We start from the raw sequence: 14,299 nt of genomic DNA, 5'->3' as shown, positions 1-14,299 counted from the left end.
TAAGTACTGGCTCTAAAGAAAAAGAGTGAATTGGCCAATCTGTGTCTCATAATAAAACAGGTGAATGGGATTTCTTTAGATCTTTTTATAATTATATCAAGAAATTGTCCTGTTTGCTTTTTCTGCGGAAGGCGCTAACTTCTTGCTCTTGTGAGGTATTGGTGAAGTTAATTCAGGTTGGCATGGAACTGGCATAGAGGTGGTTGCGTGGGCCGTAATTGTTTTATCCCTAACAGTAAAAATTTTGTTTGGCGGAGATGAGCAGGTGGGGGGAGGTGATATAGCCGTTGTTGCTGGCGGGCTGCGGGTGCATCGATCGCTCATGTCTGTGAGGTGCTGGCAAGGTTTTGCTCTTTGGTACAAGCTCGTCTTTGAGGGTACGACTTGCCTCCCTTTGGTTGGGTTTGTCTCTCTTTTTGCAAGATTTTTTGCTATTAATTAAGAACGTTATCTAAGGAGTAAGAAGTGAAGAAACATTTTGTTATCAGTGCCCTGGTTCTGCTTGCCAGTGTCTCTATGTTGGCAGGAAGCATCCAGGCGAGAGCCATGAAAATTTCACATGTGAGACCTCAGGGAACAGCAATTGATAAGGATCTCCACTGGTTTTCAGATACCCTGAAGGAGGCTTCGGCTGGCAAGTTGAAAACGAAGATTTATCCTGCCAATGCCCTTGGCGATTATACCATTGTTCAGGAGCGGGTCAGCCTGGGCGCGATTTCCTTTGCCTGTCAACCACCGTCTACTGCGGCGGATAAAAGATTCCAGCTTATCTATTTTCCTTATATCGTAGAAAATTGGAGGCAGGCACGGGATAATTATGGTCCCGGCGCACCTCTGCGTAAGGTTGTTGAAGGTCTCTATGCTGAGCAGAACATTCATATGATTGCCGCCTGGCCCGTCTACTTTGGTGGTATCTCTTTTAACAAAGAGGTGAAGGATTACGGGAATCCGGATGTGTCCAAGGGGCTCAAGGTTCGTGTTCAGCCAATGAAAACCTTTCAATTGCTGGCAGACACCAGCGGTTATCTTGGCACGCCAATTCCATTTTCCGATGCCTTCACCGCTGTGCAGACCGGTGTTGTTGATGGTGTAATTGGCTCAGGAGCCGAGGGCTATTATTCTTCATTTAGAGATGTTACCAAGTATTATCTTCCTGCCAACACCCATTTTGAGGTGTGGTATCTTATCATGAGTCAGAAAGATTTTGATAAACTCTCTGTTGAAGAGCAAGGGCAGGTGCAGAATGTTGCAACTCAATTTGAAGAACGACGTTGGACTGTTGCTGAGGCAGATCAGGCAGCCAACGAGAAGAAACTTGCCGATTACGGTGCAGTAATTCTCCCCATTAGTAAGGCGGAAATTGCGGCGCTTTCGGATAGGGCCAAGTCTGCCGTTTGGCCTGTGATTCTTCGCGACGTGGGCCAGGAGTGGGGGCAGGGCGTTCTTGATCGGGTTACCAAATAATCACGACTAGAAGTTCCCCGGCTATTTTTTGATGAGAAGTGGCCGGGGAGGGCTCTGGGCAGAGTTTTCTTAATGCTCTGTGCCTGGCTGAAATTTTCCTCTATCTCTTTTTTAATTTGATTTTGGAGAATAATTGGCACAGCCTTGGGGTGTCAGTCCTCTCGTTGCCGGGAGAGACTGTTTGCTTTTCCTGAAAGGTCCATGGCCTATGGGTGTTGTGGTCATCATTTTCTTATCTATTCTGTGGCTTATGGGCTTCTTTTTTTACGAATCGTCTATTTCTCAAAATGACACATGCTTCATTTTGTACCATCTCTTCTTAAGAGCAATCACTTCAAAGAAAAGCGCCGAATAACATGAATTATGTTTCATTATGAAACATAATATGGCTGTTTTTTTATTTTTTCCCTGCATTTCTGGGCCTCATTTCTTAAAGACTATAATCTTACCATATTTCTGCTTGTTTCTGGACAAGTGGAGTGATTTCAGTGCATTGTCTTGTCTTCGTCTCAATGCTTAACTTCTTGTTATTATGAAGATCAATAAAAATTAATTAAATCTGGCATAGAATTAGCATTAAGTATACGTGGTAAGATTAGTCGTAATTGAATTTTTCCCCAACAACAGGTGCTTAGACTGATGGAGATGAGCAAGTGAAGAAAGTTGATATAATCGTTATTGGTGGTGGGCTACAGGGTGCATCGACAGCACTTGGCCTTGTCCGTGAGGGAGCTGGCAAGGTTCTAATGTTCGATGAACAGCTGCCAACCCAGAGACTCTCTCGAGGTAATTTTGGTTTAACCTGGTTTATGTGCAAGGGAGCAAATAACCCGAATTATGCCAAGTGGTGTCGGATGGCGACCACTTTATGGCCGGAATTTGCTGCTAAGCTGGAAGAGGAAACTGGCTATGATGTTGAGCTTGAGTGGAATGGCGGTGCCCTGCATGCAACCAGTGGTGCGCAGTTTCAGATGTACAGCGATGCCGTTGCCAATCTGAAAAAGGTCTGTAGCGATGCGGGGATGGATTACCCTGCCAGAATGGTGGATCGGGAAGAATTTGCCTCCATGGTTCCCAAGATGAAGCTCGGCGATGAGGTTGTCGGCGCCATGTATTCTGCTGATCAGGGCACCGTAAACCCCATGGGTGCTATGGCTGCAATGAGGGCTGCCTTTCAGAAAAAGGGTGGTGTTTATTATGGCGGCATGATTGTGACAAGGGTTGTACCTAATGGAGACGGTACAGTAACGGTAAAGACCTCGAAGGGTGACTATCAGTGCAGCAAGTTGGTCATAGCTGCCGGTCATGGTTCTTCACGTTTGCTGGAAGATCTTGATTATCATCTCAATGTCTATCCTACCCGCGGACAGATTATGGTCAGTGAGCGGATAGAGAAGAAGCTCGACTTTCCCACATTGGCTGTTCGTCAGACCCTTGACGGCACCTTTCTTATTGGTCTCTCCACCGAGGATTTCGGTCATAACTCTGAGGTTACCACCGAGGCCATGAAGAATCAGGCGGCTGGAGCCATAAAGCTCTTCCCTGAACTTGGCAAGGTTAACTGGGTAAGAGGTTGGGGGGCAGCCAGAGTAATGACCCCCGATGGAAGCCCTATATATGACAGACTTACCGAGCATAAAAACATCTATGTGTTGGCAGGTCACTCCGCTGTAAGCCTTGCTCCTGTGTCAGCGACGCATGTCGCTCCCTGGATACTTGAAAAAGCCGAGGCCCCACAAATTTCACACTTCAGCAATGGACGATTCAATGTTTAAACGCGACTCATCAGTATCGGATTCAGTAGAAATAATCTTGGACGGGCAAGCCACTTCTGTTCCCGCAGAGGTGAATCTGGCCGCTGCCCTGCTCGCAATTGGCGAGATAACCTCAAAGGTTTCTCCCACCTCTAAAAAACCCTGTTCGCCTCACTGTTTAATGGGCGTCTGTTTTGAGTGTTTGATGGAAATTGATGGTGTCCAGCGTCAGGCCTGTATGACCACCGTTCGTAAGGGAATGGTCGTTAATCGTAACCTTGCAGCCGGGGAGGAAAAATAGTCATGAGTCGTCATTATGATACAATTGTGATCGGTGCGGGGGCTGCTGGACTTACAGCAAGCTCAACCCTTGCCGAAATGGGCCTGAAGGTATTGACCCTTGATGAGCAAAACCACATTGGTGGGCAGATCTATCGCAATATAGAGCATGCATCGGATAGTAATCTGAAGAAGATGGGTCCTGAGTATCGCCGTGGACTTGATCTTGCCCAACGATTTAGAAAGAGTGGTGCTGAGTATGAGGGGAGTTCTCTGGTGTGGAATGTGGAATCTGAAGGTCGGGTCTGCTATTCACGTGCCGGTGTGTCAGAGCGTATAACTGCAAACTATGTCATTATCGCTACCGGTGCCATGGAGCGTCCTGTACCATTTCCTGGCTGGACCCTGCCCGGTGTAATGGGTGCCGGTGCTGTAAATGGTCTTGCTAAAGATGCTGATCTTACCCCGTCCGGAAGCGTTGTTCTGGCAGGAAGTGGTCCCTTGCTTTTACTCGAGGCAGCCCTGCTCACCCAGAAAAAGGTTAAGGTTGCGGCAATTCTTGAGACAACAGCGGCAATTCCCTCTCCCTCAATTTTGCAACATCTGCCCAAGGCCATGGGCGGCATTCCCTTCCTTCTCAAGGGCGTGAAGATGCTCTGGGATATCAAGAAGTCAGGTGTCCCCCACTATAAGAACATAACAAATCTTAAGGCCATCGGTGATGATGCCGTCACGACCGTGACAGCGGACCATGGTCGTAAAAAGTTGAAATTTGATGCTGAGATGCTCCTTGTTCATTTCGGTGTTGTTCCTGACACCCATATTCATCGCCTTACTGGCTGTCATATGGAGTGGCAGAAGGAGCAGCGTTACTGGTATCCGGCAACGGATAGTTGGGGACGCACCAACTTTGAGCGAATCTTTGCAACCGGTGATGGTACAGGCGTTTCCGGTGCTTTGGCTGCTGAGTTCAAGGGTGAGTTGTCGGCCCTGGAAGTTGCCCGCTGTCTTGGTATCATTCCTCCTTATGAGCGTGATAACCTGGCCGCGCAGCCTTTGGAGAATATCAAGAAGGACGCTTATCCTCGTCCTCTGATCGATGCCTTTTTTGCCCCTAATCCGAATAAAATATCCTTTGAGGATGAGACCGTCCTCTGTCGTTGTGAGAATATTACGGTGGGTAAGGTACGCAAGCTTGTCTCTGAGGGTGTGACTGATCTCAATGAGGTAAAGGCCATCACCAGATGTGGAATGGGACCCTGTCAGGGCAGAATGTGCGGACAGGCCTTGGGTGAAATTGTTGCGGCAGAACTGGATGGATCCGTGCCGAACGCTGGATTGCTGAAAATACGTCCACCTCTTAAACCGCTGCCTCTTCAGGAAGTGGCTGCAATGGATATCGTGGTAGAAGGCGTCGATCCGTCGGCCCTGTTTAAAAATCAAAGTAAAAAATAGCTAGAGAGGAATTGAAAATGAGCGAGATTACTCGAATGGAAACAGCTCAGCGAATGAGCAAGATAGTAATTCATAATAACACCGTATATCTCTGTGGTCAGGTTGGTGGTGTGGTAGATGTACCAAGCACTATCACTGAGCAAACTGAAACCATGCTTGCCCGGGTTGATGCTCTTCTTGAGCAGGCGGGCAGCGGCAGAGACTTAATCCTTTCTGCGACCATTTACGTGCGGGATATGAAGGACTTTGCAGGGATGAACAGCGTTTGGGATAGCTGGGTGCCAGAAGGACAGGCACCTGCCCGTGCCTGTGTTGAGGCTAGAATGGCTCGTCCAGATTTGCTTGTCGAGGTTTCTGTGATTGCAGCAGTGAGATAGGTACAGCATTAAAAAATTCGATTGAGAGATGGATCTCATTTCTCAATCGAAATTATTATCGATTGAAGGAGAAGAGTATGGAGAGATTCTTTAAATATGCACTGCCCTTACTTATCACTACGATAGCAGTAATGGAGTTTTACCAAGTGCTTATGAGATATGTTTTTGAACTCCCCAGCATGGGACTTGATGAACTGCTCGTCTATCCCACCCTATGGCTCTATATCTTGGGCAGTGTTAATGCCGCAAGAGAAGATAGCCAAATCAAGGCAAACGTTCTTGATATTTTTTTGAAGACAGATAAAGCACGATTGATTGTCCGTGTCTTTGCGGATGTTGCTTCCGTGATAATTTCTTCCTGGCTCACCTACTGGGCCTGGGATTATTTCGTATATGCAAAGCGCGTATGGAAGTCAAGTCCTACCCTGTACATACCAACGTTTTGGGCTGAATGTGCCCTGTTTATCGGTCTTGCCTTTATGACGGTCTACTGCGGGGGCTATCTGTATAAACATGCAAAGCAGCTAATTGCTCTTCAGCAGCCCACCAAGGAGTCCTAGTATTATGGAAATCATAGCAATTTCTCTTATTGCCCTCGCGGCACTTGTTGTCCTGCTCAGTTTTGGTGTCCCGCTACCATACTGTTTTGGTGGCGCCCTGATGTCCATGGTTATCCTGGGTGATATTCCCATGGAAGGCACCATGGTCTGGGGCTTTTCACAGCTTTCTAATCCTGTCCTTCTCTGCATACCTCTCTTTGTCTTTGCCGGTACCATCATGAGTGAGAGTGGTATTGCCGCTAGTCTGCTGGATTTTGTAAATATATTTGTAGGTAGAATACGGGGTGGACTTGGGGTTGTTGCCTCGGTGAGTTGTGCCATTATTGGGGCAATTTCCGGAAGTGGACTGACCGGTGTTGCGGCAACGGGGCCTCTGTTGATTCCAGCCATGGCTGCCAAGGGTTATCCCCGTGGATATGCCACCGCCCTTGTCTCAAACTCCTCTGTTCTTGGTCTACTCATCCCGCCCAGTGTAACCATGATTATCTATGGTTGGGTGACGGATACCTCCATCCTTGCCTGTTTTTTGGCAACCCTGGGGCCTGGTATTGCCATTACCATTCTTCTCTCGGCGGTGAATCTGTACATGGCCAGAAGTTTTCCTCTGGAGCTTGAGCCTCCCGCTACCAAAAAGCAGATCATCAAAGAGGGTATTAGCTGCACCTCCCGGGCAATTCCAGCCCTGATGATGCCGCTCATTATCCTTGGCGGTATCTACGGCGGTATCATGACCCCGACTGAAGCTGCTGCCGTTGCGGTGATTTATGCGATTCCTGTTGGCTTCCTGATATATAAGGGACTGACTGTCGATACATTTTTGAAGGCTGCTAAGAGTTCTGCCACCGCTGTCGGTGCCATCATGATCATGATTGTCTTCAGTCTTATGCTCAGTCAGATCTTTGTGATGGAAGATGTACCTCAGGCCCTGGTATCGGGAATTTTTTCGATCACCGAAAATAAGGTCTTACTCTTAATTCTGATCAACTTCCTCCTCTTCTTTGTTGGGATGATTGTTAATGATATCACGGCAATTATTCTTATCGCTCCCCTCCTCCTGCCTCTGATGGAGGCGATTGGTGTTTCTCCCGTTCAGTTTGCAGCGATCATGGGCGTGAATACGGCAATGGGCGGTGTAACCCCACCCTATGCATCTATCCTCTATCTCGGTATCCGCATAGGCAAGGTGCAGTTTTCTGAGGTTATCAGGCCAGCAATGGTATTGCTTCTCTTTGCCTATGTGCCGGTTGTCTTTTTAACCTCTCTATGGCCAGATCTGTCTCTCTTTTTCCCAAGACTCTTTGGCTATTAATTAAAAATTCACTCTAAGGAGTAAGATATGAAGAAACGTTTTATTACTGGAGCATTGGTTCTCTTTGCCGGTGTCTCTTTGCTGGTAGGAAGTGTCCAGGCCAGAAGCATGAAAATTTCCCATGTAAGACCCCAGGGAACAGCAATTGATAAGGATCTGCACTGGTTTTCAGACAGCCTGAAAGAGGCCTCCGGTGGCAAGTTGAAGTCGAAGATCTATCCTGCCAGTGCCCTTGGCGATTACACCATCGTTCAGGAGCGAGTGAGTCTTGGCGCGATCTCCTTTGCCTGCCAACCACCATCTCCTGCCGTGGATAAGAGATTCCAGATTCTCTACTTCCCTTATCTGGTAGAAAATTGGAAGCAGGCTCGGGATAATTACTCTCCAGGCGCCCCTCTGCGTAAGGTTGTTGAAGGCCTCTATGCTGAGCAGGACATTCATATGATCGCCGCCTGGCCTGTATACTTTGGTGGCATTTCCTTTAATAAAGAGGTGAAGGATTACGGTAATCCGGATGTAGCTAAGGGGCTCAAGCTTCGTGTGCCACCAATGAAAACCCTCCAACTTTTGGCAGACACCAGCGGTTACCTTGGCACTCCTATCCCATTTTCCGATGCCTTTACTGCCGTGCAGACTGGTGTTGTTGATGGTGTAATTGGTTCAGGGGCCGAAGGCTACTACTCTTCATTTAAAGATGTTACCAAATATTATCTTCCCGCAAATACTCATTTTGAGGTTTGGTATCTGATTGTCAGCCAGAAACAATTTGATAAATTCTCTGCTGAGGAGAAAAAACAACTGCAGGATGTTGCAACTCAATTTGAGGAACGACGTTGGGCTGTTGCTGAGGCAGATCAGGCAGCCAATGAAAAGCGACTTGCCGATTACGGTGCAACAATTCTCCCAATCAGTGAAGCGGAAATTACGGCGCTTTCCAATAAGGCAAAGGCTGCTGTTTGGCCTGTAGTTCTCGGTGATGTAGGAGAGGCGTGGGGACAAGGCGTTCTTGATAGTATTCGTAAATAATCATGTTTAGATTCCCGGTTGCCTCTTGTTAGGAGGTGGCCGGGGTTCCCCCCCCCTTCCTCACGAAATGTGTCTTTCCAATATCTGTCTCCGTAGAAAATTTACCTCTGTAGCTTTGCCCCTCTTTTTGTTTGATTGTGAAGAGTGGCTTATATATTCTTAACGATCATTGCCTCCCTCTTGTTGAAATAGCGTCTTCGGCCTCCTTGTGCTTTTGGCTTTACCATTATGTCTTTGTAAATTGTTGAATTTTGAGATCTAGGGATATCTGGTTTTATAAATTTGAGATTTACTACCCTCTCCTCTGTGCCACTCTTTTTTTCTCAAAATGGCACATGTACTACTTTGTGACACCCCTCTCCAGGACTAAGCACTCTAAGGAAACGTGCAGAATTGCAGAGAGCATGTTGCATAATGAAACATAGAGAGGCTGTTTTGCCGTCGTTCTTTCCCCCTCCTGCTTTATTTGTTCTGGGTACTTTAACTCAAAAATGCTTTTATGATTCATTGATAATGATTAAATATCAATAGGTTAACTTGTTTGCGCTGTGAGATATAAATTGTTATTATTATAAGAATAAATAAAACTAATCTGTCTTGGCATGATATTAGCATATTAGGTATATATAGAGATTGCCTGAGATTGATTTTTCCCTGACAATAGGTGTTTAGACTCGTGGGGATGAGCAATATTATAATTTATAATAAGGCTGTAGCTCGATGGCCAGATTGGCAGGGTAGCGGATATGGTAGGTAGCATCACTCACCGAAATCATCCTCCTCTTCCTGCCCGTACCTGTGTTGAAGCCAGAACGGCCTGTCTAGATTTGCCTGTTGAGATCTCAGTAGTTGCAGTAGTGAGATAGGTATTGCCTAAAAAAATTCAATGAAGAGATGGATTTTATCTTTTGCTTGAAATCATTTTGCTTAAAGGAGGAGAGGATGGAGAGGTTCTTTAAATATGCACTGCCTTTACTGATCAGTACGATCGCAGTAATGGAATTTTATCAGGTGCTGATGCGGTATGTTTTTGAACTCCCCAGCATGGGACTTGATGAGATGCTTGTCTATCCCACTCTGTGGCTCTATATCTTGGGAGCTGTTAATGCTGCAAGAGAGGATAGCCAGATCAAGGCAAACGTTCTTGATATTTTTTTGAAGACAGATAAAGCACGATTGATTGTTCGGGTTATTGCGGACCTTGCCTCCGTCATAGTTTCTTCCTGGCTCACCTACTGGGCCTGGGATTATTTCGTATATGCAAAGCGCGTATGGAAATCAAGCCCTACCCTGTACATACCAACGTTTTGGGCTGAATGTGCCCTCTTCATCGGTCTTGCCCTTATGACGGTCTACTGTGGGGGCTATCTGTATAAACATGCAAAACAGTTAATAGCTCTTCAGCAGCCCACCAAGGAGTCCTAGTATTATGGAAATCATAGCAATTTCTCTTATTGCCCTCGCCGCACTTGTGGTCCTGCTCAGTTTTGGCGTTCCGCTACCATACTGTTTTGGTGGTGCCCTGATGTCCATGGTTATCCTGGGTGATATTCCCATGGAAGGCACCATGGTCTGGGGCTTTTCACAGCTTTCTAATCCAGTTCTTCTCTGCATACCTCTCTTTGTCTTTGCTGGTACCATCATGAGTGAGAGTGGTATTGCGGCCAGCTTGCTGGATTTTGTAAATATATTTGTAGGTAGAATACGGGGTGGACTTGGGGTGGTTGCCTCGGTGAGTTGTGCTATTATTGGGGCAATTTCCGGAAGTGGCCTGACCGGTGTTGCGGCAACGGGTCCTCTGTTGATTCCAGCCATGGCCGCCAAGGGTTACCCCCGTGGATATGCCACAGCCCTTGTTTCAAACTCCTCTGTTCTTGGTCTGCTCATCCCGCCCAGTGTTACCATGATCATCTATGGTTGGGTAACGGATACCTCAATTCTTGCCTGTTTCCTGGCAACCCTGGGACCAGGCATTGCCATTACCGTTCTTCTCTCAGCAGTGAATCTGTATATGGCCAGAAGTTTTCCCCTGGAGCTTGAGCCTCCCGCTACCAAAAAAGAGATTATTAAGGAAGGTATCAGCTGTACATCCCGGGCAATTCCCGCCCTGATGATGCCACTTATTATTCTTGGTGGTATCTACGGTGGCATTATGACTCCCACCGAGGCCGCGGCTGTTGCGGTGATCTATGCTATTCCCGTTGGCTTTTTGATTTATAAGGGTTTGACTGTCGAGACATTCCTCAAGGCTGCCAAGAGTTCTGCCACCGCTGTTGGTGCCATTATGATCATGATTGTCTTCAGTCTTATGCTCAGTCAGATCTTTGTTATGGAAGATGTGCCTCAGGCCCTGGTATCGGGAATTTTTTCTATCACCGAAAATAAGGTTTTACTGTTAATCCTCATCAACTTTCTCCTCTTTTTCGTTGGCATGATTGTTAATGATATTACAGCAATCATTCTTATAGCCCCCCTTCTCCTTCCCCTGATGGAGGCGATTGGTGTTTCTCCTGTTCAGTTTGCCGCGATCATGGGCGTGAATACGGGAATGGGGCGGGGTAACCCCACCCTATGCATCTATCCTCTACCTTGGGATCGAATAGGCAAGGGGCAGTTTTCTGAAGTTATTAGACCGGCAATGGTATTGCTTCTCTTTGCCTATGTGCCGGTAGTCTTTTTGACCTCCCTGTGGCCAGATTTGTCTCTCTTTTTTCCAAGACTCTTCGGCTATTAATTAAAAAATCTCTCTAAGGAGTAAGAAATGAAGAAAAGTTTTATTACCGGTGCTCTCGTTCTGTTAGCTGGTGTCTCTCTGCTGGCAGGAAGTGTGCAGGCGAAAACCATGAAGATTTCGCACGTAAGACCCCAGGGAACAGCAATTGATAAGGATTTGCATTGGTTTTCAGATACCTTGAAAGAGGCTTCCGGTGGCAAGTTAAAGACAAAGATCTATCCTGCCAGTGCCCTGGGCGATTACACCATCGTTCAGGAGCGAGTCAGCCTTGGCGCGATCTCCTTTGCCTGTCAGCCACCATCTACTGCAGCGGATAAGAGATTTCAACTTATCTATTTCCCTTATATTGTAGAGAACTGGCAGCAGGCACAGGCTAATTATGGTGCAGGCGCACCTCTGCGTAAGGTTGTTGAAGGCCTCTATGCTGAGCAGAACATTCATATGCTTGCTGCCTGGCCTGTATACTTTGGTGGTATCTCCTTTAATAAAGAGGTGAAGAACTACGGTAATCCAGATGCGCCTAAGGGGCTCAAGCTTCGTGTTCCACCGATGAAGACCTTCCAATTGCTTGCCGATGAGACAGGTTATCTTGGTACCCCAATTCCATTTTCCGATGCCTTCACCGCTGTCCAGACTGGTGTTGTTGATGGTGTAATTGGTTCAGGGGCCGAGGGCTATTACTCTTCATTTAGAGATGTTACCAAATATTATCTTCCTGCAAATACCCATTTTGAGGTGTGGTACCTGATCATGAGTCAGAAGGATTTTGATAAACTCTCTGCCGAGGAACAGGCGCAGGTGCAGGATGCTGCAAGCAAATTTGAGGATCGACGCTGGGCTGTTGCTGAGGCAGATCAGGCAGCCAACGAGAAGAAACTTGCCGATTACGGTGCAGTAATTCTTCCAATCACCGATGCTGAGATTGGAGCTATTTCCAAGAAGGCAAAGACTACAGTTTGGCCTGTAATTCTTAACGATGTAGGTAAAGAGTGGGGACAGAGTGTTCTCGATAAGGTTAGCAAGTAAGCGGTAATCCCACGCTTGCCCCGGCTACTTCTTGATGAGAGGTAGCTGGGGTAGTAGGCTGGGCATTCTCTGCTATGATAGGGGGATTGCAGGGGTGGGCCTAGGAGAACTGTTTTACCTTGCGGTAAAGTGTTGCCCGCGAAATACCCAGTCTTCTCGCTGCCTCGGCCATATTAGATTTTGTTTCACGTAATGTCTCAGCGATAACCTTCTTTTCCATATCGAGCAAAGTACCTTGAAAGCCAGCTTTTTTGCTGAGGTCTTGTTTGCTAAGGCCAAGGTCTTTGACGGTTATTGTTTGGTCTTTGCAGACATGCAGGGCTCGCTGGATGGTGTTTTCAAGTTCCCGAACATTACCCGGCCAGTGATATGCAACCAGGCCGGCAATGGCATCTGCAGTAAATTGGAACTCTGGATTATTTTTTCTCAGGAAATAGTGGGCCAGAGCCTTGATATCTACCTCTCCTCTTTCGCGCAGGGGAGGAATCTTAATCTGCAGTATATTCAAACGATAGTAGAGATCCCGTCTGAATCGGTTGTGGAGCATAGCCTCTGCCAGGTCAACATGGGTTGAGGCGATTATTCTTGCATTGGTTTGCAGTGGCTTGCGTGCCCCCACTGGCTGGACTACCTTTGATTGCAGGACGCGCAATAGCTTGACCTGCATATCATGTGGCATGTCTCCAATCTCATCGAGGAGCATGGTTCCGTCGTTTGCCAAAATAAATTTTCCAGATCGCCCCCCTCTTTTAGCCCCGGTAAAAGCACCCTCGGCATAGCCAAAGAGTTCGCTCTCAAGCAGCTCTCCGGGTATAGCCCCGCAGTTAATTGGCACAAATGGTTTGTCCGCTCCCTTGGCGCCGTTATGGATCGCCTGAGCAAATAGTTCCTTGCCTGTGCCTGTCTCTCCCAGAAGAAGTACAGTAGCCTCTGAGTGAGAGGCACGCTTTGCCAAATCAACAGCCTTGGTAAAGGCCGGTGATGATCCTATTAGGGAATCAAAGGTAAAATAGGGTTTAATGCCGGAGATCTTATCAATTAATTTTCTGATATTACTAAATTTAGTGATGTTAAGGACTGCCCCGAGGGGTTTGTCGTTCTTTGACAGTACTGGTTGGGCAGAGTAGACAAGGTGAATATCTTTTTTATTATGTTGGATGTGGCACTCTCTGTTTTTCCATACACTGGGGTTTTCAAAGATGCTGTCCAGATCGAGCTGGAGGCCACTTAGGGATGAAATTGACTTTCCCTTAAGATCATCGACATTAAGGATTTTCTTAGCCTGATAGTTGATCTTCTGAACGATTAAGTCTGTGTCAATTATCAGTAGGCCCGTTCCGGCAGCTTCTATGACATTATCGAGAAAACCCGCATTGCTTATCAGCTCTGTATTCCAGCGCATTAACCTCATATGCCGCTCAATAGAGCGTGCTGACGAGGTTATCATAATAAGCGTGTGGGGATGAATAAGGCTCTTGTCGCCAAAAATGCAGAGTGATCCCAGAAGAACGCCCTGGTGGCCGAAAATTGGTGCTGCGGAGCTGAGGAGGCCCTGAGCCTGTTTACAGTAATGATCCCTGCCCTTGAGCTGAATAGAGACTTTAAGCCGAAGGCAGAGGCTGGTTGCCGTGGTGCCTACATCTTTTTCCGTCCAACGGTAGCCCAGGGAGAATTGACGGTCAGCTGACGTTTCTCTTGCCCTGTCTCCTCCAGCTAGATGGAGGATATAGCCCTCACTATCGGCAAAACCCACCAGAAATTCCTCGGGAGACATCAGGTCATAAAATTCATTAATGGTAGCGGCAATAGCACCTAACAGTTCCTTGTTTTCATCCTGCTTCTTTTCAAGTTCTGCCGGAGAGAGTCTTTTTTGCTCAAGATTACGGGTTTCTTGATTAACACCATATTGTCTTGAGCGTTTATGCGATGCTCTGATAACTCTTTGCATCTGCTCTTTTGTCGGGATGCTACCAATGGGTATTATATTTGCCATAGCTCATTTAGGGAATAGTGTGAATAGTTGCTTCATGTATAACTTTGATACACCTATTAAGCAAGTTTGATTTAAAGAGTGGCGATGCATTCTTTGCCTTCAATTCCTTTTCTGCTTCATCTGATTTATTGCCTGCAATTGGCAAGTGGCGATGCAGGTAAGTCTGCAGTCGTCGCCGGGCTAAGGTTTGTCTTGGTTGTAAATATTCGTAAAAACAATCATTTATTTTGTTTTTCGTTGTGGCACGCAATATGCTAACTTTTATGTGTCTGTGCATGTTTTGTGCACAGTTTTAGATATACTCATATATACCACTGGCCAA

12 protein-coding genes are annotated in these 14,299 nt (G+C 46.8%); 11 read left to right on the top strand and 1 reads right to left on the bottom strand.

Going from position 1 to position 14,299, the window contains the following annotated elements:
* Nucleotides 1-465 precede the first annotated feature (465 nt).
* The 11 genes from dctP (DP_RS02450) to dctP (DP_RS02400) all read left to right on the top strand — a co-directional run bounded on the left by dctP (DP_RS02450) (nt 466) and on the right by dctP (DP_RS02400) (nt 11,984).
* Nucleotides 466-1,464, top strand: a complete 999-nt coding sequence (gene dctP / locus DP_RS02450; protein ID WP_011187738.1) for a TRAP transporter substrate-binding protein DctP — start codon at nt 466-468, stop codon at nt 1,462-1,464.
* Between the two features lie 653 nt (nt 1,465-2,117).
* Entirely contained in the window at nt 2,118-3,239 is a 1,122-nt protein-coding gene (locus tag DP_RS02445; protein WP_011187737.1) for an NAD(P)/FAD-dependent oxidoreductase, read from the top strand.
* Nucleotides 3,232-3,519: a (2Fe-2S)-binding protein gene (locus tag DP_RS02440; RefSeq protein WP_011187736.1), complete on the top strand. Its 288-nt coding sequence runs from the start codon at nt 3,232-3,234 to the stop codon at nt 3,517-3,519. Before DP_RS02445 ends, DP_RS02440 begins: the two co-directional genes overlap by 8 nt.
* Nucleotides 3,520-3,521: 2 nt before the next feature.
* Nucleotides 3,522-4,952 (top strand): FAD-dependent oxidoreductase, encoded by a 1,431-nt coding sequence (locus tag DP_RS02435; RefSeq protein WP_011187735.1) that lies wholly within the window; start codon nt 3,522-3,524, stop codon nt 4,950-4,952.
* Between the two features lie 17 nt (nt 4,953-4,969).
* Nucleotides 4,970-5,329, top strand: a complete 360-nt coding sequence (locus DP_RS02430) for a RidA family protein (protein ID WP_041277532.1) — start codon at nt 4,970-4,972, stop codon at nt 5,327-5,329.
* A 77-nt stretch (nt 5,330-5,406) separates the two neighbouring features.
* Nucleotides 5,407-5,889 carry a TRAP transporter small permease gene (locus tag DP_RS02425; RefSeq protein WP_011187733.1) on the top strand — a complete coding sequence of 161 codons (483 nt, stop codon included), beginning with the start codon at nt 5,407-5,409 and terminating at the stop codon, nt 5,887-5,889.
* Between the two features lie 10 nt (nt 5,890-5,899).
* Entirely contained in the window at nt 5,900-7,198 is a 1,299-nt protein-coding gene (locus tag DP_RS02420) for a TRAP transporter large permease (RefSeq protein WP_041278239.1), read from the top strand.
* Between the two features lie 27 nt (nt 7,199-7,225).
* The gene (gene dctP, locus DP_RS02415; RefSeq protein WP_011187731.1) at nt 7,226-8,224 is read left to right on the top strand and encodes a TRAP transporter substrate-binding protein DctP; all 999 of its coding nucleotides are present in this window, start codon (nt 7,226-7,228) and stop codon (nt 8,222-8,224) included.
* A 942-nt stretch (nt 8,225-9,166) separates the two neighbouring features.
* Nucleotides 9,167-9,649: a TRAP transporter small permease gene (locus tag DP_RS02410; RefSeq protein WP_041277531.1), complete on the top strand. Its 483-nt coding sequence runs from the start codon at nt 9,167-9,169 to the stop codon at nt 9,647-9,649.
* Between the two features lie 4 nt (nt 9,650-9,653).
* Nucleotides 9,654-10,958 carry a TRAP transporter large permease gene (locus tag DP_RS02405; RefSeq protein WP_011187729.1) on the top strand — a complete coding sequence of 435 codons (1,305 nt, stop codon included), beginning with the start codon at nt 9,654-9,656 and terminating at the stop codon, nt 10,956-10,958.
* Between the two features lie 27 nt (nt 10,959-10,985).
* Entirely contained in the window at nt 10,986-11,984 is a 999-nt protein-coding gene (dctP, locus tag DP_RS02400; RefSeq protein ID WP_011187728.1) for a TRAP transporter substrate-binding protein DctP, read from the top strand.
* A 100-nt stretch (nt 11,985-12,084) separates the two neighbouring features.
* On the opposite strand, the gene DP_RS02395 is transcribed toward dctP (DP_RS02400), so the two are convergent.
* Nucleotides 12,085-13,977 (bottom strand): sigma-54-dependent Fis family transcriptional regulator, encoded by a 1,893-nt coding sequence (locus DP_RS02395; protein WP_011187727.1) that lies wholly within the window; start codon nt 13,975-13,977, stop codon nt 12,085-12,087.
* Nucleotides 13,978-14,299 lie beyond the last annotated feature (322 nt).

This window comes from Desulfotalea psychrophila LSv54 (genome assembly GCF_000025945.1).
GTDB lineage: Bacteria > Desulfobacterota > Desulfobulbia > Desulfobulbales > Desulfocapsaceae > Desulfotalea > Desulfotalea psychrophila.
The sequence above is the reverse complement of the archived record's forward strand: the minus strand, read 5'-3'. Positions and strand labels throughout refer to the sequence as shown.

Coding starts and splice junctions, on each gene's coding strand:
- DP_RS02440 (WP_011187736.1), top strand. CDS start 3,232: ATGTTTAAACGCGACTCATCAGTATCGGATTCAGTAGAAATAATCTTG.
- dctP (WP_011187731.1), top strand. CDS start 7,226: ATGAAGAAACGTTTTATTACTGGAGCATTGGTTCTCTTTGCCGGTGTC.
- DP_RS02395 (WP_011187727.1), bottom strand. CDS start 13,977: ATGGCAAATATAATACCCATTGGTAGCATCCCGACAAAAGAGCAGATG.
- dctP (WP_011187728.1), top strand. CDS start 10,986: ATGAAGAAAAGTTTTATTACCGGTGCTCTCGTTCTGTTAGCTGGTGTC.
- DP_RS02410 (WP_041277531.1), top strand. CDS start 9,167: ATGGAGAGGTTCTTTAAATATGCACTGCCTTTACTGATCAGTACGATC.
- DP_RS02430 (WP_041277532.1), top strand. CDS start 4,970: ATGAGCGAGATTACTCGAATGGAAACAGCTCAGCGAATGAGCAAGATA.
- DP_RS02425 (WP_011187733.1), top strand. CDS start 5,407: ATGGAGAGATTCTTTAAATATGCACTGCCCTTACTTATCACTACGATA.
- DP_RS02435 (WP_011187735.1), top strand. CDS start 3,522: ATGAGTCGTCATTATGATACAATTGTGATCGGTGCGGGGGCTGCTGGA.
- DP_RS02405 (WP_011187729.1), top strand. CDS start 9,654: ATGGAAATCATAGCAATTTCTCTTATTGCCCTCGCCGCACTTGTGGTC.